General features: G+C 38.4%; 16 protein-coding genes. 9 read left to right on the plus strand and 7 right to left on the minus strand.

Annotated features, from left to right (window positions below; translation table 11 throughout):
• Positions 1-3 precede the first annotated feature (3 nt).
• From I6L31_RS02915 to I6L31_RS02940, 6 genes are all read right to left on the minus strand, one after another.
• On the minus strand, positions 4-519 hold the full coding sequence (locus I6L31_RS02915) for an RNA polymerase sigma factor (protein WP_005004401.1): 516 nt from the start codon (positions 517-519) through the stop codon (positions 4-6).
• 87 nt (positions 520-606) lie between these two features.
• On the minus strand, positions 607-2,013 hold the full coding sequence (locus tag I6L31_RS02920; protein ID WP_005004402.1) for an efflux transporter outer membrane subunit: 1,407 nt from the start codon (positions 2,011-2,013) through the stop codon (positions 607-609).
• A 22-nt stretch (positions 2,014-2,035) separates the two neighbouring features.
• Positions 2,036-5,140, minus strand: coding sequence for an efflux RND transporter permease subunit (locus tag I6L31_RS02925; protein WP_005004403.1), 3,105 nt, complete (start codon positions 5,138-5,140; stop codon positions 2,036-2,038).
• On the minus strand, positions 5,137-8,232 hold the full coding sequence (locus I6L31_RS02930) for a multidrug efflux RND transporter permease subunit (protein WP_005004404.1): 3,096 nt from the start codon (positions 8,230-8,232) through the stop codon (positions 5,137-5,139). The genes I6L31_RS02925 and I6L31_RS02930 overlap by 4 nt, the downstream gene beginning before the upstream one ends.
• A gap of 5 nt (positions 8,233-8,237) precedes the next feature.
• Positions 8,238-9,446, minus strand: coding sequence for an efflux RND transporter periplasmic adaptor subunit (locus I6L31_RS02935; RefSeq protein ID WP_005004405.1), 1,209 nt, complete (start codon positions 9,444-9,446; stop codon positions 8,238-8,240).
• Between the two features lie 342 nt (positions 9,447-9,788).
• Positions 9,789-10,988 carry an MFS transporter gene (locus I6L31_RS02940; protein ID WP_005004406.1) on the minus strand — a complete coding sequence of 400 codons (1,200 nt, stop codon included), beginning with the start codon at positions 10,986-10,988 and terminating at the stop codon, positions 9,789-9,791.
• Between the two features lie 328 nt (positions 10,989-11,316).
• Between I6L31_RS02940 and I6L31_RS02945 the strand changes: the two genes are divergently transcribed.
• Together I6L31_RS02945 and I6L31_RS02950 are read left to right on the plus strand one after the other, a co-directional pair.
• Positions 11,317-12,315 carry an NAD(P)H-quinone oxidoreductase gene (locus I6L31_RS02945; protein ID WP_005004407.1) on the plus strand — a complete coding sequence of 333 codons (999 nt, stop codon included), beginning with the start codon at positions 11,317-11,319 and terminating at the stop codon, positions 12,313-12,315.
• Between the two features lie 130 nt (positions 12,316-12,445).
• Positions 12,446-13,141 carry a YcbK family protein gene (locus tag I6L31_RS02950; protein WP_005004409.1) on the plus strand — a complete coding sequence of 232 codons (696 nt, stop codon included), beginning with the start codon at positions 12,446-12,448 and terminating at the stop codon, positions 13,139-13,141.
• A 15-nt stretch (positions 13,142-13,156) separates the two neighbouring features.
• On the opposite strand, the gene I6L31_RS02955 is transcribed toward I6L31_RS02950, so the two are convergent.
• Positions 13,157-14,014: a hypothetical protein gene (locus tag I6L31_RS02955; protein ID WP_005004411.1), complete on the minus strand. Its 858-nt coding sequence runs from the start codon at positions 14,012-14,014 to the stop codon at positions 13,157-13,159.
• Positions 14,015-14,328: 314 nt separating this feature from the next.
• Between I6L31_RS02955 and I6L31_RS02960 the strand changes: the two genes are divergently transcribed.
• The 7 genes from I6L31_RS02960 to I6L31_RS02990 all read left to right on the plus strand — a co-directional run bounded on the left by I6L31_RS02960 (position 14,329) and on the right by I6L31_RS02990 (position 21,561).
• Positions 14,329-14,892 (plus strand): TetR/AcrR family transcriptional regulator, encoded by a 564-nt coding sequence (locus I6L31_RS02960; protein WP_005004413.1) that lies wholly within the window; start codon positions 14,329-14,331, stop codon positions 14,890-14,892.
• A 506-nt stretch (positions 14,893-15,398) separates the two neighbouring features.
• Positions 15,399-15,713, plus strand: a complete 315-nt coding sequence (locus tag I6L31_RS02965) for an ArsR/SmtB family transcription factor (protein WP_034698510.1) — start codon at positions 15,399-15,401, stop codon at positions 15,711-15,713.
• A gap of 141 nt (positions 15,714-15,854) precedes the next feature.
• Entirely contained in the window at positions 15,855-17,051 is a 1,197-nt protein-coding gene (gene sstT, locus I6L31_RS02970) for a serine/threonine transporter SstT (RefSeq protein ID WP_004987761.1), read from the plus strand.
• Positions 17,052-17,073: 22 nt separating this feature from the next.
• Positions 17,074-17,748: a YoaK family protein gene (locus I6L31_RS02975; RefSeq protein ID WP_004987763.1), complete on the plus strand. Its 675-nt coding sequence runs from the start codon at positions 17,074-17,076 to the stop codon at positions 17,746-17,748.
• 14 nt (positions 17,749-17,762) lie between these two features.
• Positions 17,763-18,299: a DUF2058 domain-containing protein gene (locus I6L31_RS02980; RefSeq protein WP_005004417.1), complete on the plus strand. Its 537-nt coding sequence runs from the start codon at positions 17,763-17,765 to the stop codon at positions 18,297-18,299.
• A gap of 139 nt (positions 18,300-18,438) precedes the next feature.
• Positions 18,439-19,704 (plus strand): mechanosensitive ion channel family protein, encoded by a 1,266-nt coding sequence (locus tag I6L31_RS02985; RefSeq protein WP_005004418.1) that lies wholly within the window; start codon positions 18,439-18,441, stop codon positions 19,702-19,704.
• Between the two features lie 12 nt (positions 19,705-19,716).
• Positions 19,717-21,561 carry an ABC transporter ATP-binding protein gene (locus I6L31_RS02990; RefSeq protein WP_119686191.1) on the plus strand — a complete coding sequence of 615 codons (1,845 nt, stop codon included), beginning with the start codon at positions 19,717-19,719 and terminating at the stop codon, positions 21,559-21,561.

Raw genomic sequence — 21,561 nt, forward strand, 5'->3', positions numbered from 1 at the left:
TATTTATAAATCTGATTTTAACACAGCATAACAATGACTTAAGGTTTTAACCAGATCATGATGAATGGTTTTACTGGTCACGTTTAATTGTTTGGCAATCTCGACCAGACTCAAATCATCAATGTAATGCATTAGAAACGCAAGCTGCTGTCGTTCAGGTAAACCATCCAGAACCTGTGCAAGTTTATTGAGTATATCTATCGCAAGTACCGTTTGTTCTGGACTAATATCATAACTGAGGTTTTGCTGAGTCAAATATTCAAGATAAGCTTGCTCTATTTTTTGATGTCTTGCCCGATCAATTAAAATCCGTTTCGCCGTCGTGGTTAAATAAGCTTTAGGCTGCTGAATGTCGAGCAATCCCTGACTACGAATCAGTTTGGTAAATGTATCTTGTAAAACATCTTCGGCATTTTCAGCCGAGCCTAATTTTTTATACAACCAACCATATAACCAGCTATAGTGAACTTTATATAGCTCTGCTATGTAATGCGTGATGATTTGTTGATTTGCCGTCATGAGAGTAACGTCACACCGTCAGAAATGTGGCTAATGTATCAGTAATGAGAATTACTATCAATTTTATTTAAAATTAATTTTACAACATTAGTCTCTGCCCCATCCTGTGCCTAATGCTGCAATCAGTTGCATTGAATTGATCATCTGACGTTGTTGTAATTCCAGTCGATCTTGTTCTGCTTGCAAACGTAAGTTTTGTGCTGTAACTACTTCTAAATAACTGACCAGTCCAGAATTATAACGCTGAGTGACAACACGTTCATTTTCATGGGCTAGATTTAACAATTGAGCTTGTTCTGAAGCTTGGTGTTTTAGACTTGCTGATTGCATTAAGCCATCTTCCACTTCTTTCCAACCCGTCAATACTGTTTGCTTATATGCAGCCAGTTTTTCATCATAATTGGCTTGTGCTTGATCAATCCCCGCTTTACGTTTTCCGCCATCAAATACTGTCGCTGCGGTATTTAAACCAATTGACCAAAGATAGTTTGGTGATTGAAAAAGTTGTGAAAATATATTGTTATTTAAGCTTCCATTTAAACCAATACTCAGGTCTGGAAGCCATGCGGTTTGCGCTAAACCAAGTTGTGCATGTGTGGCAGCCAGTTCTCGTTCAGTGCGAATTACATCTGGTCGCTGAATTAATAAATGACTTGGAATCTGGGCAGGAATTGTAGGGACATTAAACTGAGCTGTTTGCTTGCCAAGCTGAAACTGAACAACCGTTTGGCCGAGTAATACAGCGAGGATATTTTCTTGTAAGTTTCTTTCACGTTGTCGTTCAATTTGTTGAATTTCGACTTGTTTGAGTTGTGTTTCTGCCTGAATAACATCTGCACGAGCGATCATACCCGCCTGATATTGATTTTTTAAAATTTGCACCGAACGTGCATAACTTTGCCGAGTTTGTCTAAGTACATCGAGCTGTAAATCTAATAATCGAATATTCCAGTAGCTTTGTGCTGCTAAAAGTTGCTGATTCAGCTTGACCGCTGCTAAGTCTGCCTGTGAAGCTTCCAGATTGGCTTGTTGTCCCTCTACAGCTTTGGCCACTCTGCCCCATAAGTCAGGCACCCAACTGGCTTGTATTCCTGCACTAAATTGGCTAGTCGCCTTATTATTTTTACTGCCATTCCGATTTGCCGTGCCTTCGACACCTAAGCTGGGTAAACGTGCGGAACGTTGCTCATCAAGTAAAGCGATCGCATTGCGATAACGCGCTTCGGCCTGTTTTAAAGTTAAATTTTCTGTATTAAGTTGCTGAATCAAGGTATTGAGCTTTGTATCTTGATAAAGTTGCCACCACTGAGAGGTTTGGGGCGTCAAAGTTTGAGTTTGTACCCAATTTAATGAAGCATATTTATACTGCGTATCTGCCTGAATAACAGGTTGTTGATAAGCAGGTGGATGCGTCACTATATTTGAACTACACCCTACAATTAGTAAGACACAGCTAAAACTGGGTAGATGTTTAGATAAAATCGAACTGATCACTTTTCTATTTTCCTATCTATTTCTATCTTCTATAGCCGAAGGCATTGGTAATATTGAATTGTTTACACATTTGAGCCAGTTTCTCTAACAAGAGATACATCACAGGTGTGGTATAGAGGGTTAAGAGTTGACCCAATGCCAAACCACCCACGATCACAATGCCCAAAGGTTGTCGTAGTTCAGAACCTTCAGTTGTACTGAGTGCCAATGGAATAGCGCCTAATAAAGCTGCGGTATTGGTCATTAAAATAGGACGAAACCGCAATGCTGCCGCAGATAGAATCGATTCAAATGCTGTCTTGCCCAGCCGACGTTGCTGTAAGGTGAAATCAATCAGTAAAATTGCATTTTTTACAACAATTCCAATTAATAAAAACATGCCCAGTAAGGCGATCAGGCTAAATTCAAAATTAAATAACCAAAGTGTGAGTAAACCGCCCAAAGCCACAGCAGGAACCGTTGACAGTATCGTCAATGGATGGAGCATACTTTCATAAGTTACGCCTAACACGATATAAATCAGCACAATAACTGCTAAAAGTAACATCGGTGTACTTAAGCCGGCTTGTAAACTTTCTGCTTCTACATCTTGATCTGTTGCAACAAAAATCTGATGAGGCAGCATGACCTGTGGCAATACACCACGAATCGCGGTCTCGGCTTGTTCAGCCGTGTAACCTTGTTTGAGTACATAGCCAATACCCATTGCGGCATATTGGTTGCGTCGATGTACGCGATCATTTGTAATTCCATATGACCATGTTGCGAAGTTAGTCAGTGGTACATATTCACCGTTTTGATTCGGAACTTTGATATTTGCCAATGATTCTGGATTTTCAGTAAAACGCTTATCAATTTCCATCACGACATGAAATTGATTGGTTTGATCATAAATGGTCGAAATTTGTCGTTGTGAAAATGAGTTGTTCAGTACACTTGAAATACTTTCAATATCAACGCCTAAACGTCGTGCGGCCTCTCGATGAATATTGAGCGTGACATGCTGAGCCCCTTCATCGCCTAAAGTTTCCACCTCTTCAAGCTCAGGTAGTTTTTGCATCGCCTCTGCAACTTTCGGCGCCCATTTTCTAAGTAAGGCAACATCATCCGATTGCAATAACAGCAAATAGTCCTGCCCTCCACTTGTAGCAAAAAGATCTTCCAGATCAAGATCCTGTTGAACTCTTGCCGAAAATATTGCCCCTGCTAACCACGGAGCATTTTGACGAATCCTTTCAGCAATTTCATGCGTTGTCTGACCATCGCGTTCAGCTTTGGGTTTTAAACTCACCATAAAGAAGGAATTGGTGGTTCCGCCAGCGCCGCCAGAAGTTCCAATCACATCTTTTATTGCAGGATCTTTGAGCAAACTTTGGCTAAATGTCAAAATTTTAGGCTGCATAATCTGAAAAGAAAAACCATCATCCCCTCGAATGAATGTTTCGATTCGGCCTGTATCCTGCTCAGGTAAAATCTTTTTAGGCAAACTTTGATATAAATAGATTGAACCCGCAATTGCACCTAACCAAAGTAGTATCGCGAGATATGCATGACGCATGATCCACTTTAATGAATGCAAATAATGCAGTGTTAAGTACTGCATCATGCGTTGGCTATACGTATATAAAACTTGATGATTCTGCGAATTTAAAGGCTTTAAACAACGGGCCGATAGACTTGGAGTTAAAATTAAAGAAACAAAAACTGAGAGAATAACAATGAAAACCAGTGTGAGCGAAAATTCCCTAAATAGCCGCTCAATGACCCCACCCATAAATAATACAGAGATAAAAATCACAATCAGTGCCAGATTCATGGCAATCAGCGTAAATCCAACCTCCCGAACGCCTTGAATAGCTGCATTAAATGGTGTTTCTCCCTGTTCAATGTGACGTTCAATATTTTCAAGAACAACAATGGCATCATCTACGACTAACCCAATCGCAACAATGACTGCCATAATGGATAAATTGTTCAGCGAAAAACCTGCCAAATAAACCAGACTTGTCGCGCCAATCAAAGTAACTAACATGGCGATGGTCGGCACAATTGCACTTTGTTGTCTTCCTAACATCAGCGCAACCACAATCACAACCAATAGCATAGAAAAAAGCAAGGTATCACGCGCTTCTTTTAAACCTGCATGAATAATTTCAGAACCATCCATGACTGTTGTCAACTGTGCATCGGCAGGAATAAGAGAATTTAATTCAGGTAGTTTGGCCTTGATTTTTTCAATCGTTGCGATGGTATTGGCATTGGGTTGTCTGCTGATTTTAATAATGACCGCAGGTTCACCATTATGGAAACCACTGACATAACGGTTCTCAACGGAATCTTCTACTTTTGCAATATCTTTTAGTCTGACAATACCCTGCGGTGTTTGATGGATAATTAAATTGTCAAAATCTGCCGCAGCTTTTAAATCGGTTGAAAGTGCAACTTGCCAACGATGTTGCTGATTTTCAATGACACCTAATGACTGTACGACATTACTTTTTTCAACTGCCTGTCGAACTTGCTCCAAAGAAACTCCTTGTGAAATCAGAGCATTTGGATTTAACACAATACGCACTGCAGGCATTGACGCACCATCAATTTCAACTTCACCAACACCACTGATTTGGGCAAGATTGGGTTGTAACTGATTGGTTGCCAACTCATATAATTGACCTGCAGATAAATATTTGGAACTCAGCGCAAGATAAAAAATGGGGCTTTGACTGGGGTTGACCTTAAAATATTCAGGAGGGCTAGGCATACCAGAAGGCAATTGAGATATTGCGGCATTGATAGCGGCCTGTACTTCACGCGCTGCTTCATTGATATCTGTATCCAGATCAAAATGCAAAGTGACTTGGGTCGAGTTTTGACTACTAGACGAATTAATCGCTTTGATGCCAGACACGCCCATCATGGCGCGCTCCAGTGGTGTTGCCACTGTAGCTGACATACTTTCAGGACTTGCACCTGGTAAATTTGCACGTACTACAATGGTCGGGATATCTGCCTGAGGTAAGGCCGCAACGGGTAAACGAAAATATGCCAATACTCCAAGCAAAATCATGGCAATGCCCAGTAAAACGCTAGCAACAGGTCGATGAACAAACAGAGCAAAGATATTCAAGTGATTGCTCCTGATTCATCAACAGATGGATTTATCTTGTTCTGCTGATGCTTAATTCGTTGTAAACGATCGAAAAACAGATAAACCACAGGCGTGGTAAATAAAGTGAGAATTTGGCTTAGGATAAGACCACCAACCATTACAATACCGAGTGGCTGACGTAATTCAGCGCCAGAACCAGACGCTAGCATGAGAGGAATTGCGCCGACAAGTGCGGCTAATGTCGTCATTAAAATCGGTCTAAAACGCATTAAGGCAGCTTGATAAATCGCTTGTTCAGGAGATAAACCTTCATTGCGTTGAGCTGCCAGTGCAAAATCGACCATCATGATGCCGTTTTTTTTCACGAGTCCAATGAGCAAAATAATCCCGATCAGCGCGATCATATCGAGTGGCTGGTTGACCATAAATAATGCCAATAATGCACCAATGGCTGCGGACGGTAGTGTAGAAAGAATCGTAATCGGATGAATAAAACTTTCGTACAAAATACCCAGTACAATGTACATCGTGACAATTGCAGCAATGACTAGCCAGAAAGTATGTTGTCGCGAATTTTCAAAAGCGGCTGCCGCACCTTGTAAACTCAGATTGATTTCAGCAGGAGGTTTTAGTTCCTGTTCTACTCGCTTGATCGCTTGAATCGCTTCTCCAAGTGATACACCTTGCGCCAGATTAAATGAAATTGTATTGGCTGGAAATTGGGCTTGTTGTTGCAAAACACTCGCTACTCTTTTTTGCTCAATACTTGCGACAGCACTCAGTTGGATTGCTTCACCATTTGCATTATGAATATAGGTATGGTTTAAACCATCAAGCCCTTGGGTCAATGCAGGATCAAGTTCCAATACAATCCGATATTGATTAGACTGTGTATACAAAGTCGCAATCTGGCGTTGTGCAAATAAATTTTGCAATGCCAGACTAATATCTTCAATGGAAAGTCCTAAACGCGCTGCGGCATCTCGATTGACATCAATATAAGCCTGCAATGCTTGTCCACCATTTTCACTGGTGACATCTGAAAACTCAGGCTGTTGCTTTAATGCATCAACTAAAACAGGTGTCCATTGTTGTAAATCCTGAGTTTTTGCTGTGCTGAGACTGAGTTGATATTGGGTACGACTAATTTTGTCTTCAATACTTAGTTCCTGAACGGGCTGCATCCAAGCATGAATCCCTTGTACATCAGCAAGTTGATCTCGTAAACGATCAATCACCTGCTCCGCCGAACTTCGGTCTGCATGTGGTTTTAAATTAATTAAAATACGGCCATTACTGAGTTTTGGATTATTGGCATCAATGCCAATAAATGAGGACAAACTCGCAACAGTAGGATCTTTTAAAATCTGTGCGGCCAAGTTTTGCTGACGTTCACTCATCGCCTGAAAAGAAATATCATCTGGTGCTTCAGTCACCACTTGGATGACACCACTATCCTGCACAGGAAAAAACCCTTTAGGAATCATCCAATACAAAACACCTGCTAAAATCACGGTACTCAACATAATACCGAGCATGAGTGGCTGATGTTTAAATACCCATTGTAATGCTTTTGCATAGCAGTCAATGACTTGATCCAGACTCCATCGGCTATTTTTTTGATGATGTTTATTTTCTTTAAGTAAGTAAGCACACATCATGGGCGTGAGCGTTAAAGACACCACCAAAGAAAGTGCGATCGCTGCCGCTAAAGTCACCGCGAATTCATGAAATAAGCGTCCGACGACATCGCCCATAAACAGCAATGGAATCAAAACGGCAATTAATGAAATAGTCAGTGAAATCAGGGTAAATCCTATTTCCTTTGCACCCTTGAGTGCAGCCTGTAAGAGATTTTCTCCTGCTTCACGATGCCGCGTAATATTTTCCAACATGACAATCGCATCATCAACCACAAAACCAGTGGCGATGGTCAGAGCCATGAGCGTTAGGTTATTTACCGAGAATTCGAGAAAATACATCAATACAAAAGTGGCAATAATCGACAATGGCACGGCAATACTGGGAATTATGGTCGCGGACAAATTTCTTAAGAAAAGGAAAGTGACCATCACCACCAGACACACTGCAAAAACCAATTCTTTTTGTACATCACGGATCGAACTCCGAATGCTTTCAGTACGATCCGTCAAGACTCGAATTTTTACACTTTCAGGTAGATTTTTTTGCAATTCAGGTAAAATATTTTTGATCTGGTCTGCGACCTGAATCACATTGGCATTGGGCTGACGTTGTACATTGACTAAGATTGCAGACTGCTGATCTGCCCAAGCTGCCATATAGCGGTCTTCACTTCCTTCCTGAATCTGTGCAACATCTTTCAAACGAATCGGTGCGCCATTATTCCAGCGCAAAATCAAATTTTCATAATCTGCAATAGAACGAATCTGATCATTGGCATTTAGCATCGTGGTCCGATATGGCCCATCAAAACTGCCTTTAGGCTGATTGGCATTGGCGGAATTAATGGCTGAACGAACATCTTCAGCACTCATTTTATAAGCTGCCAGTGCTGTTGGATTCATTTGAACACGTATAGCGGGACGCTGCCCACCCGCCAAACTGACCATTCCCACACCAGATAATTGTGATAATTTTTGTGCGATGCGAGTATCCACCATGTCATAAACAGTGGTGAGGGGCAAAGTATCTGAACTGACCGCCAAAGTAATCACAGGCACATCGGCAGGATTTACTTTTCGGTAGACAGGTGGCGTCGGTAGATCATTGGGCAATTTACTACTGGCCGTACTTAAAGCAGATTGTACTTCTTGTTCAACCACCCCTAACTCAGCACTTAGTTCAAATTGTAAAGTAATGACAGACGCACCGACAGAACTGTTTGAGGACATCTGCTTGAGGCCAGCAATTTTGCCCATTTCACGTTCGAGTGGTGCTGTAATGGTTCTTTGAACCGTATCTGGATTAGCACCTGGTTGAAAGGTATAAACCTGAATAATAGGATAATCGACTTGTGGTAATGCCGAAACAGGTAAAAACCGCCAAATAAGTAAACCACTAAATAGTAGTGCCAGCATTAACAATGTAGTGGCAACGGGTCGTAAAATAAAGAAACGGGAAATATTCATTGCACTTAACCACGTGCTGTTTTAGTTGTTGTAGATGGCGCTTTTTCATCTTGAACAACTTGAGCTTCTTTACCTTCAGCAAGACGGTCTATTCCTTCTAAAACGACTCGCTCATTACCTTGTAATCCTTGTAAAACCTCTGTCTGACCATTCGAACTCATCCCTAGTTTGAGCATGCGGATTTCAGCTTTATTGTCTTTATTAATAATATAAACATAAGTCCCTTTAGCGCCGTTTTGAATCGCATCTGTGGGAATATTGATTGCATTTTGAATGGTTTGAGCATTTAAACGGACATTGACAAATTGATTTGGAAATAACGTATCATCGCGATTTTCAAAAATAGCTTTGAGTTTTAAAGTACCTGTATGGGTATCAATCTGATTATCAAGTGCTTCCACATATCCTGTCGCAAGCTGTTTTTTTTCTGAGCGATCCCACGCAGTAACTTGAACTTTCTGACCCTTTTGCACAGAACCTCGCAACACGTCCAGATAATTTTCAGCGATTGCAAACTGTACATAAATTGGATGTACCTGTGTAATGCTGACTAGACCTGCTTCTTCATTGGCTTGGATTAAATTTCCCGCATCTTTTTGTTTAAAACCGACACGTCCTTCAATGGGCGCATAAATCTTGGTATAGGAAAGTTGTAACTTTGCTGCATCGACCTGTGCCTGATTCGCCTGAATTTGTCCTTTTAACTGGTTGACTAACGCTTGTTGCTGTTCAACTTGTTGTCTGGCAATCGAATCCTGTTTAAAAAGTAATTGATATCTGTTCAGTTCACTTTCAGCATTACGCAATTGAGCCAGATTTTGCTGTTGGGTTCCCTGAGCCTGAGCTAAAGCAACATTAAAGGGTGCTGGATCAATTTGAGCCAGAAGCTGCCCTTTGCTGACATATTGCCCGTCTTTAAAAAAAATCTTTTGCAATACACCAGAAACCTGACTTTGAACTTTAACAAGATGCGTGGGAACAACAGTTCCAATCGCCTTAATTTCAAATTGCATATCGTTTCTTTGTACAGGGATTACACGTACAGGTACAGGTTTACTCCACTGGCTATATTCCAGTGTTGGAGTTTGACGGGATTTCCACCAGTAAATTGCCAATACTATCGCCAATATGACAATCACAATGACTACAAACCATTTTGTATTTTTTGGGAGAGTTTGAGATTTTTTTTCAACATTCGACGGTTGTTCTATCATTACATTCACTTAAATCGGTATCAATTTTGATCAAATTATTTTCATCCTGCTTCCCCTTAAAAGCGTGTTGAAATGGATGAAATTGGTATTTGTATTAACTAAGACGTTTGAACCCGCAAAAAAGGATCAATTTTCGTGTAAGTAATTGTATATGATTTTTATAAACGATTCTCATTATTATTAAAAATAGCTTAAATTTTTTGAAAAAATCCAATTAAATTTTATTTTTAGTTTTTATCGATCATAAATTTTCTTTCATAAGCCCCTGTTATCTCTAGCGATGGCAGAAAATAAAAGGGGTTTTTAAATAACGATGAAAGAAGTCTCATGATCAATGAACTTTTATTGATCCGATATCAGCCATTTATTCTGAACATTGACACGTTTTGGAATAAAAATAAGAGAACACAGTAATAGAATCCCAGCAATCCAGTAAGGCAATTCGTTTTTATAGTGGTAAAGCAGCGTTGCAATCAATGGTGAAACCAGCATCGACAGGCCTTGTGCCGCAGAAATGAGTCCTGATGCCGCACCCTGTTCATGAGCATCAACAGCAAGTGAAGTCATGGTATTGATCATCGGCAGAATTAAACCGCCCCCAATACCCATAATCACAGCACTAACAATAAAGAAGAATAAACCTTGGGTAAGTGTAAATAAAATTGTTCCAAGCGCCATGCATAAAATTCCTATACCGAGTAGGAATAGATGACGTTTAGGTTTTAACTTGGAAATCAAAACTTGTACGATAATTAAAGTCAAACCGACAGCACTAAGTGTCATTCCGCCAACAGTCGCACTTTGTTGCTGTGTCGCCAAATTTAAATGGTCTTTGCTAAAAAAACCGATACACATATTAAAAGTAAAAATGCAATTCATGGTGAGGAACATCACCAATACTTCAAACCAAATGCGTGAATCTGTCATTTTTAGATGTGTTTTCTCAGAAAGCTCTAAAACCAGTCTGTCGCTTTCCTGTACTTTAAAATAAGTCAACATCAAGGCAAATAAAGGTAAAATTGCTGCACAATAAAAAGCAAAACTTAGGTCTAAACCAGCTAATAAACCTCCGATAAAAGGCCCTAAAAAAATCGCAATACCCGCCGCTGCACCTAGCATGGCAATCTTTGACGCACGTTCTTCAGGTGCATAATGATCTGCAATATAACCCACCATCACTGGATTGATCCCAGAGAAAAAAGCAGCAATAATACAACGCAAAATCAGCATCACCGATAACATGGTTAAAATGCTTAAGGGGTGTTGTAGTGTGTAACCAATAAAAACAGCCCATATCAGATAAAAGATAAAGAAACCCAATGTGAGCGGTAATAATACTTTCTTACGTCCCAACTCATCACTACGCTGTCCCCAGAATTTTGCACTGAGCATCCAGAACAAACCTGAAAGACTGACAATCAAACCTGCATGCCATTCTTGGAGACCTTGTGTCCTGATGACTGGTCCAATGGCTGGTAAAATCATCATAAAAGCCATTTGTAGTAGCATATAACTTAAAAACAACGCCTTAATATTATTCATTTTTTAGCTGACCTATCTTTAATTTCGCATGATTTTAAATTATTTCAACATTAATTATAATGATAATTATTATCATTTAAAAGTGATTTATCGTCTTTGAGTGGTCGTTATCGCAAATAAAAGGACTCAAAATGCACCCAACAGCAAATTTCATAACAAAATCATCTATTGTAATTCGTATGAAAATCTCAATATATCTTCCTGACTAATTGTAATATACGATGTAAACTAATCCTTAAACGTTAAATTTCATATTTAATCAATAGCTTATAAACTTCATAAATTTAACATAAATTTAATAAGTTTTCAGATTATAAAGGAGTTATCCATGACCACCCTGCCAAACACTATGCGACATATTGAAATCTCACAACCGGGTGAACCTGAAGTTTTAAAAATTGTTGAAGCTGAGATTCCTCAACCGAAATCCAATGAAATTTTGATTCAGGTCAAAGCTGCTGGAATCAATCGTCCTGATGTATTGCAGCGTAAAGGACTCTATCCTATGCCTAAAGGAGTTACCCCGATTCCAGGACTTGAAGTTGCAGGGATTGTGGCAGCGATTGGTGAGAATGTTCGAGATTTTAAAATTGGTGATCGAGTTTGTGCGCTCACCAATGGTGGTGGTTATGCAGAATATTGCATCGTACCTGCAACTCAAACGCTAATTATTCCAGAAAATTTAAATTTTGTTCAAGCAGCAGCAATTCCTGAAACCTATTACACAGTGTGGGCAAATCTATTTGATATTGGTCAACTCAAAGTTGGAGAAACTGCCTTGATTCACGGGGGTGCAAGCGGGATCGGAACAACCGCTCTCTCCATTTGCAATGCGTTGGGTATTCAGACTTTTTGTACAGTAGGAACTGATGTGAAAGTTGATGAACTTAGCGAGATAAGTACAGCAATCAACTACAAAAAAGATGATTTTGAAAAAGTTGTCTTAGAAAAAACAGAGCAAAAAGGCGTTGATGTTATTTTGGATATTGTGGGTGCGAAATACTTTATTCAAAATATGAATCTACTCAAACGAGATGGGCGTTTGGTTATTCTGGGTTTTATGGGGGGACGTATGGCAAAAGAGTTTGACTTACAACAACTCATTTTAAAGCGAGCAAATGTCACAGGTTCAACCATGCGCGCGCGAACTGATCAAGAAAAAGCTGAGATTACTCAATCATTAAAGCAAACGGTTTGGCCATTATTAGAACAAGATAAAAGCCTTCCTATTATTTATAAAACCTTTGCATTTGAAGATGTGGCGAAAGCACATACAACAATGGAGCAAAGTGAGCATATTGGTAAAATTGTCTTGGAACTAAACTAGTTTATAACGTTGGGAGGAACACAACCTCCCTTTTATTCAAATAAAATTCTGAATCAAGTTCAAAGGAAATTTTTCTCTATGAATGAATAAGTGTTATATTATAACAATATTCAAGATTTAAGATGCCTGCATGATTTCTGTCAAATATTTATTGAGTACAAGTCTCTTTATCTTAGGATTAACCGCATGTAGTCAATCCCCGCAAAGAAACTCATTTCCTGAAAATATTGCTAAAACTCCAGAAATTAAAAAATTACATAAACATACGCCTGTTTCTTATTTTGTCTGGATTGCACATCCGCGCAATGCCGATCGAGTGAAAAGTTATAAATACTATTTAAAGCAACAAGGTGTACAACTCGTTGCTCCAGATTTTGAGTTTTTCCGTTCAGCGCGGGGTTGGCAAGAATGCCATTATGATGAATACGATGTGCCAGAACCGAATGTATGGCCGAATATTGTTCCAACTCTAAATTTGTTATCTCATTTAGTCAAAAATGGCATATTAGATGATTTCGAACTGACCTCTAGCTATCGTTCCCCTACTCTAAATAGCTGTGTAAATGGAGCGAAGTCATCGAGTCATATGCAAAATGCAGCAGTTGACTTTCGCATAGGTCCAGAATTCCCCAATGCAAATGATCGCATCGCCATCGCAAATAGTAAGCTAAAACTGTGCAAATTTTGGCAAACTGAAGGACAAAAATATAATATGGGTTTAGGCGTTTACAGTACAGGTCGAATTCATATCGATACCAAAGGCTTTCGGACTTGGGGACCTGATTTAAGTTGGCACAGTTCGATCTGCGCAGAGATCATCCCTTAAGAAAAAGTTGTGCCGTTATATTTTTACTGGAGTTCGAGTGATTTGATACATTTTTGTCCAGAAAGCTTGCCAAAGTGCTAAATAACGCTGGGCAATGTCACGTAGCTCTGATTCATTTTCGGGGTGAATCGCCTGAATGAACAGTGACCAAAGATCATTTGCATGGTTATCATCATTGGCTAGATTATCCTGATCATTGGCAAAACCGTGACATGCGTAATAGCCCTGATCAAACATTTCACCAAATTTTTTCAGATTAATATGTAAGGCTTCACTAAAAATAATGACCTGTTTTTCAGTAATAGACAAAATAACTAATAATGCTAAGTAATTGTCATAGTGTTCACGAATAAAACTCTGAACCTCTAAAGCTTCAGATTCGATATTGTTTTGAGAAAGAGGATCTGCACCAAAGGTTTCCAAAATCTTTAAATAATAAGCAAGATGAGACTTCGCAGCAGAACTTTGCTCAAGCTGCGCAGTATCAAATCCTAATTCATCCAGTAAATTAAGGGAAAGCAAATAACGTGCATAAATTTTGGATAAAATTCGATTTTGAGTATAAATATTTGAATTATTTTCCAACTGTTGTGCTTGAAAAATCAGCATACTCAAGGCATCGGTAAAAATTTTTACGATACAATTTAAATAATTGATATGTATTATTTTTAACTGTTGTAGATCTAACTGTTGTGCTTTCAGATTTTTTAAAATGTCGTGCTCAAATAAAGCATGCTGATCAATCTCTACTCTGAACTGTTTCACTAACTCTGTATTGGATGTCCATATATCAACTGGTATCGCATTTTGAATAAAAGCAATTGCTTCAGTACGTGAGTGTTCAGATTGCGTAAATGAAAGATTCTGAATCATGGATTTATACTTCATATACAGAGTATTCAGTATATAAAAAAACAAATAACTGATCTATAGTCAAACTCGATGCACGATAAAAAATTTTAAAAATAAATAAGTTATGGAAAATCAGATGCAATAAAATCGGCTATTTGAGCTGATTATTTGTATTATCTTATAAACGCGACAAAACCACGCTAAGTGGTTAAATTTTTATCACATTTTCATTTAAGCTTTAACTTAAATGTTATACTGTAGAAATTATTTACTAAATTATCTAATTATCGCCGCTGTACGCCAAATGATGATGTATTTAGCAGGAATCCAAAAATATGTCGAAAAAAGATGACATTATTCATACCGCCTTACGTCTTTTTAACGCCAATAGCTATAACTCAGTTGGTGTAGATCGTATTATTCAAGAGTCAGGTGTTGCTAAAATGACTTTTTATAAATACTTTCCTTCAAAAGCCAGACTAATCGAAGAATGTTTAGATCAACGTAATATGAATTTACAAGAATCTCTAACTGCGTCATTAGACGCATGCGATGAAAATGACTTTCTAGGTCGAATTAAAGCGATTTATTTTTGGTATTCGGCATGGTTTCATACTGATGATTTTAATGGCTGTATGTTTCAAAAAGCAGTCGAAGAAGTCTTTAAAATCTATCCTTCCACCATTCGTCCAGCACTTGAATATAAAGAATGGTTGACCAGTACAATTCTTGACTTATTGCAGCATCTTCAAATAAAAAAAACCGCCTCTCTTGCCAATTTACTGGTGAGTATTTTGGATGGGATGACCATGCAAGCGCAAATTGATAAAGATTCAGTTGATATTGATGAGTATTGGGCGCGCGTTGAACGTTTGATTGAATTTGAAAGACAGATGTAAAGAAATAAAGCGTGAGTGATATTCTTATTTTATTTTTATCATTGTTTTATTTCACGCTTGCGTCTGAAACCTAAGCAACTTTATCAATAAAATAAATTTATTTAAAAAGTTGAATGTGCATAATTAAATTATGCCTTCTTATTTATTAGTACATATACGTGGAGATTTATGTACTAATCTTAGAAAACATAATGATGTTGATTTTCATGCTTGTACCCTCTCTTTGTTTTATCAAACTTAACAATCTAAAATTATTATAAAGTTATACATACAGGTCTGTATGAATGCTTCTTATTATAAATAAGTTCTAGAAAAGCACAACTTTTTTTTCAAGTGACATCTTTTTAGATTTTCTACATTCACTCATAATTTGCTCTAATTATGATTTTGTAGCGTTATTATTTTTATAAAATTCCTGTAAAATTAATTATGTTAAGATTTTATTTCACGTCATTTGGATGTATTCGTTCTATACTGATGCCCGCGGTAAAATTGAGGGTAAAATGATGCAAAAAGAGTTCCAAATCGAGCAGATGAGAAATTCAGCCGATAAGGTTGTGACTATTTTAAAGTCTCTGGCGAATACAGACCGCTTACTTATTTTGTGCCATCTTGCACAAGAAGAACTCAACGTATCTCAGATTGAAGAACGAACCCACATTACTCAACCCACACTTTCGCAACAGTTAATGATGTTACGTAAAAGTGAAGTGGTCGATACGCGTCGTGCAGGTAAGCAGATTTTTTACTCAATCAAAGACCAAAAAATGGTTGAAGTTTTGGGTACACTTTATCGTCTTTATTGCCCCGTAATGATTTAGATTTTTTATTGGATATCAGCATCTTACTTTTTTTAAATTCAGTATTTTTTTGAACTCTTTTAAAAAAAACTTAAGCTTCAAGATCATTCTGTATAAAATACTTTTTTTGCTGATTTAGCTGTATGTCGCTAAGGCTTGTTTATGTTATCGATTTTTTCTCGTCTGAGTCTTGTTACTAAGATATTGATTGCCATTATTTTAGGTTTTTTTGTAGCTGTATTTTTTCCAAGTTTTACGCCTTATTTAAGTTTACTTGGCGAGTTATTTATTAAAGCATTAAAGTCGGTTGCTCCCATTTTAGTTTTTGTGTTGGTCATGAGCTCTATTGCCAATTTTAAAGTGGGTCATAATGCCAATCTAAGACCTATACTAATTTTATACGCTGTTGGCATGATTTTAGCTGCCTTATGTGCCATTGTGGCCAGTCATTTTTTCCCAAGTTTTTTGTATCTCAATGCTGATGCTCAAACCGAGCTACAGCCTGCAAGTAGCCTGAGTGAGATTTTAAAAAATCTACTGCTGAGTTTTGTAGCAAATCCCGTGCAAGCGATTGCTGAAGCAAACTTTATTGGCATCTTAGGTTGGGCTGTTGGCTTGGGTATTGCTTTACGACATAGTTCAGATACAACTAAACAAGTTTTGACAGATATATCGCTAGCGGTGAATCAAATTATTCAAGTGGTGATTAGTTTTGCGCCGTTGGGTATTTTTGGTCTTGTTGCAGTGACATTTGCCGATGCAGGTTTGGCAACTTTAAAAAATTATGCTCAGTTAATTGCGGTTTTATTAGGCACTATGGTTTTTGTCGCTTTGGTCATTAACCCAATTTTAGTGGCAATCGTGATTCGTTCAAATCCATACCCTCTCGTGCTGAAATGTTTAAGAGAAAGTGGCATCACTGCATTTTTCACTCGAAGCTCAGCAGCCAATATTCCAGTCAATCTAGATTTGGCCAAACGTTTAGGGGTAAATGAGGCAACCGCTAGCGTTGCTATCCCGCTTGGTGCCACGATTAATATGGCCGGAGCGGCAGTGACAATTACGGTATTAACGCTGGCAGCCGTGCATACTTTAGGTATTCATGTTGATATTCTTACTATGATTATTCTATCTATTGTTGCTACAGTATCAGCATGCGGTGCTTCAGGTGTTGCTGGCGGTTCATTATTATTAATTCCAGTAGCCTGTGGTTTATTCGGTATTCCTTCTGATGTCGCTATGCAAGTCGTTGCGATTGGCATGGTGATTAGTGTATTACAGGATTCAAGCGAAACTGCACTGAATTCATCAACAGATGTGATATTTACAGCAGCGGTTGATATTGCATCAAAAAAATAACTATCGTTCAGGTTGAGGTCTTATGCCTTTTCAAAGTTTACCAAATTGGGTTCAATTTGCAGCATTTTTACTCGCGATGAATGCTGGAATGATTAACGTCTTGTCATTGATTACGGTGTTGCATCAATCCATTTCTCACATGACCGGCAATGTCAGTATGTTGGCAATGGATTTGGTAGACTGGAAAGTCCATAATATTATTTATCTGGTTTTTGTTATTGTTTGCTTCGTACTTGGTTCATTTTATAGTGGCTTTATACTTGGAAATAGCCAGTTCCAGTTAGGTCGTCGCTATGGTATTCCACTAAGTCTGGTGGCTTTATTTATTTTTATTTCGTGGTTGCTACTTCCATATTTCCCTCGTTATGGGCTACTTTGGGCATGTGCAGCCATGGGAATACAAAATGCGATGGTGAGTCATTACAAAGGTACAATTATTCGTACCACACATTTATCGGGAGTTCTCACCGATATTGGTTTGGCTCTTGGTTATAAGGCACGAGGTTTACCGCTAGATAAACGCCGTATTACTTTGCATTTGCTGATTTTAATCGGATTCTTTTTGGGTGGTGTCGCTGCCGCGCTGATCCATCCGCTGCTCTCTATTCAGGCCTTTTTAGTTCCTGCAACTTTAAGTTTGATTCTCAGTATCGCTTACTGGTTCATTTATCTTCGTCATTCTTCTTTGCATCAATAGTTTTGGAAATAGTTATGGTTAAAAATGCACTACAGGCACAACTGCTTAAAGCAGGTTTAGTCGATAATAAAAAAGCAAAAAAGTTGAATAAACAAACTCAACATGAACATCGCACGGGTCAAAGTAATGAAGCCGAGTTGAAAGCGAATATTGAAAAGAATAAACTCGACAAGCTTGAAAAGGATCAAGCACTCAATCAGGAAAAACAGCGTCTGTTAGAAGAAAAAGCATTAAAAGCAGCTATTATTCAGATGATTTCTCAGCATAAAATCAAAGAATTTGAAGGTGATATCGCCTACCAGTTTATTGACGACAACAAAGTCAAAAAGGTCTATATCTCTCAGACTATTTATAATGCCTTAGTGTCTGGTAGTTTAGTGATTGCAAAGGATCAGGAAAGCTACGCCTATTTGCCTAAAGCACTGGCTGATAAAATTAACCAGAAGATGGAAGGATTCATTCTGGTCAATCATGCTCAAAACAATGAGAAGACCACCGATGAGGAAGATCCATACGCGGCTTATGTTATTCCAGACGATTTAATGTGGTAATTCTCCTGAGTTAAATATTTGATTTTATTATTGTAAAAAGTCTGATTTAAATCGTATAAAAAAAGTATCTTTATACAATGTTACAAAGCCAAGCCTTTACACTCTACACAATTATTTATTTGTACAAAGGTGTAAAGGTTTGGATTTCTTAAAGCTTTTCCGTGATGTCGAAAACTGGATTGATCAATATCCATGGCTTGAGATGTTGACGTCACTCGGTATCCTTATTTTTTTAGCGGTAATTGCTAATTTTGTTGCGAAACAAGTGGTTGTTCGTGGTATTCGCAAACTCATCAGCAAAATTAAATCCGCAAACCAGTCCATTTTTGCACAGCATAGTGTGATTCGTCGTATTGCCAATATTGTTCCTGCGATTGTCATTATGAATGGCATTACCACTGTTCCCCATCTATCTGAAAAAATAATTATTTTTGTACAGATGGCATCGCAAGCCTTTATCTTTTTAACCATTGCCCTTGCGATCAGCGAAATGCTGAACATCTTTAATCTGGTTTATCAACGCAACCCCAACGCTAAAAATAAACCCATTAAAGGTTATTTACAGCTGGTTAAGTTGATGATTTTCATCGTCTGCGCTTTGATGGTTTTAGGTACATTCCTCAAAAAAGATGTATTTACCTTGCTCGCGGGTTTTGGTGCAATGGCAACCATCTTGATGTTGGTCTTTCAAAATACCATTCTTTCATTGGTCGCCAGTGTTCAGATTTCATCCTACGATATGGTACGTATTGGCGACTGGATTTCAATGCCATCACTCAATGCGGATGGCGATGTCATTGATATGTCATTACATACGGTGACCGTACAGAATTTTGACAAAACGTACACTACCATTCCAACCAATAAGCTAGTTACAGATACCTTTATAAACTGGCGTGGTATGAGTGAAGCGGGTGCTCGACGCATTAAGCGAGCATTATTTATTGATCAAAGCAGTGTTCATTTTATGACTGAACACGAACAAGAGAAGTTAAAGAATTTTTTATTACTAGATCAATACTTAGATACCAAGCAATCTGAACTGGAAAATTTTAATCATCAGTTGAGCAATCAGACCGTGTATAACCAGCGTCGTTTGACCAACCTTGGTACATTTCGAGCCTATATTGAGTTTTATTTAAAACAACATTCTGGAATTGCGCAAAATCAGTCCTTGATGGTACGTCAATTACAGCCGACCAGTGATGGTTTGCCACTTGAAATCTATGCATTCACAAATACCACTGTATGGACTGCCTATGAAGCGATACAATCAGATATCTTTGATCATTTACTCGCAATTATTCCAGAATTTGGATTAAGAATTTATCAAGCACCATCAGGTACTGATGTGAAATCTTTATCATCGGGTATAATCGTTGAGAATTTTACGCAAAAAAATTAAGAGACTATTATGCTGCTGCAATGGTTCGAAAAACTGGTTAATCCCTATCCTGAAACAAATTTAAACGAGCCATTGCCTACTTCCTTTTTTGCATTTGTATGGCAGTCGACCAAAGGTGTTCGTCCTTTCCTGATTTTATTGATTTTGTGTGCAGCAGGCGCAGCCAGTTTTGAAGCTTTACTGTTTTCACAAATTGGTCATTTGGTCGATTGGCTTAGCCAAAGTCAACCTAGTAATTTTCTAGAAAATCATACGCAACATCTGATTATTTTAACGCTTATTCTTTTTGCCAATATTTTATTTGTTTGTTTGCAGTCCATCGTAAAACATCAAATTTTATTTAGCAGTTTTCCGATGCGATTACGCTGGCGTTTTCATAACTTGTTATTACAACAAGGGCTTGATTTTTTTCATAACGACTTTGCAGGACGTTTATCTTCCAAAGTCATGCAAACTGCTCTGGCTGTACGTGAGTTCTGGATGATTTTAGGCGATATATTGGTTTATGTTATTGTCTATTTTATCACCATAAGTGCAGTACTGGGTGCAGTTTCGCCGATTTTACTGATTCCATTATCGATATGGCTCGGCTTATTTATTTTAAGTACATGGCTTTTTGTTCCTCGTCTGAGCAAGGTTTCAGAAGAACAAGCCGACGCACGTGCGGTAATGACAGGACGAGTCACCGATGCTTATACCAATATTCAAACCGTAAAACTCTTTGCACATGCAGGTCGTGAAAGTCAATATGCCAAAGAATCCATGATTGAATTCATGGAAACTGTATTTCGCCAAATGCGTTTAGGTACTTTATTTGAAGTCATTACCACCCTATTAAGCGCAGTATTATTTATTGGCGTGATTGGAACTGCTGTATGGTTATGGCTCAATGGTCAGGCGGGTTTGGGGGTTATTGCCGCTACCACTGCCATGATTTTAAAGCTCAATAGCATGTCAGAATTTATGATGTGGCAAACATCCATGCTATTTGAAAATGTCGGTACCATCCAAGACGGGATGCAAACGCTTGGCAAGCCAGTGAATATTCAAGATAAACCAGATGCCAAACCTTTAATCGTGAGCCAAGGCAATATTAAATTTGAGGATGTCTGTTTTGCCTACAATAAAAAGAACGTCATCGATCATTTTAATCTTAATATCCGTCCAGGTGAAAAAATTGGTGTCGTAGGTCGTTCAGGTGCAGGAAAATCAACACTCATTCAATTGCTTTTACATTTTTATACCCTCAACCAAGGTCGTATTTTGATTGATGGACAAAACATTGAAGATGTAACCCAAGATAGCTTAAGAGCCAATATCGCGTTGGTCACTCAAGATACTTCACTTTTGCACCGTACCGTGGCTGAAAATATTAAATATGGCAAACCTGATGCGACATGGCAAGAAATCTATGAAGCTGTGAAAAAGGCACAAGCTGAGGATTTTATCCCACAATTAACCGATATGCGTGGTCGTAAAGGTTACGACGCTTATGTAGGCGAACGCGGTGTCAAGCTTTCAGGTGGTCAGCGTCAACGTATTGCGATTGCACGAGTATTTTTAAAAGATGCTCCTATTTTAATCTTGGATGAAGCCACCAGTGCGCTGGATTCAGAAGTCGAAGCCGCGATTCAGTCTAGCCTTGATGCACTGATGCAAGATAAAACTGTGATTGCCATTGCACATCGACTATCCACCATTGCGCAAATGGATCGCTTAATTGTTTTGGATGAAGGTCGAATTGTGGAACAAGGTACGCATGAACAATTGATTGAACAAAATGGTTTATATGCCCAGTTATGGAAACGTCAAACGGGCGGTTTTTTAGTTGAACAACATGAAGTTGAGGACAAATAA

The organism is Acinetobacter septicus (assembly GCF_019355975.1).
GTDB lineage: Bacteria > Pseudomonadota > Gammaproteobacteria > Pseudomonadales > Moraxellaceae > Acinetobacter > Acinetobacter ursingii.

Coding starts and splice junctions, on each gene's coding strand:
- I6L31_RS02915 (WP_005004401.1), bottom strand. CDS start 519: ATGACGGCAAATCAACAAATCATCACGCATTACATAGCAGAGCTATAT.
- I6L31_RS02950 (WP_005004409.1), top strand. CDS start 12,446: ATGATTTCTGTCAAATATTTATTGAGTACAAGTCTCTTTATCTTAGGA.
- I6L31_RS02930 (WP_005004404.1), bottom strand. CDS start 8,232: ATGAATATTTCCCGTTTCTTTATTTTACGACCCGTTGCCACTACATTG.
- I6L31_RS02965 (WP_034698510.1), top strand. CDS start 15,399: ATGCAAAAAGAGTTCCAAATCGAGCAGATGAGAAATTCAGCCGATAAG.
- I6L31_RS02980 (WP_005004417.1), top strand. CDS start 17,763: ATGGTTAAAAATGCACTACAGGCACAACTGCTTAAAGCAGGTTTAGTC.
- I6L31_RS02940 (WP_005004406.1), bottom strand. CDS start 10,988: ATGAATAATATTAAGGCGTTGTTTTTAAGTTATATGCTACTACAAATG.
- I6L31_RS02945 (WP_005004407.1), top strand. CDS start 11,317: ATGACCACCCTGCCAAACACTATGCGACATATTGAAATCTCACAACCG.
- I6L31_RS02975 (WP_004987763.1), top strand. CDS start 17,074: ATGCCTTTTCAAAGTTTACCAAATTGGGTTCAATTTGCAGCATTTTTA.
- I6L31_RS02960 (WP_005004413.1), top strand. CDS start 14,329: ATGTCGAAAAAAGATGACATTATTCATACCGCCTTACGTCTTTTTAAC.
- I6L31_RS02935 (WP_005004405.1), bottom strand. CDS start 9,446: ATGATAGAACAACCGTCGAATGTTGAAAAAAAATCTCAAACTCTCCCA.
- sstT (WP_004987761.1), top strand. CDS start 15,855: ATGTTATCGATTTTTTCTCGTCTGAGTCTTGTTACTAAGATATTGATT.
- I6L31_RS02955 (WP_005004411.1), bottom strand. CDS start 14,014: ATGATTCAGAATCTTTCATTTACGCAATCTGAACACTCACGTACTGAA.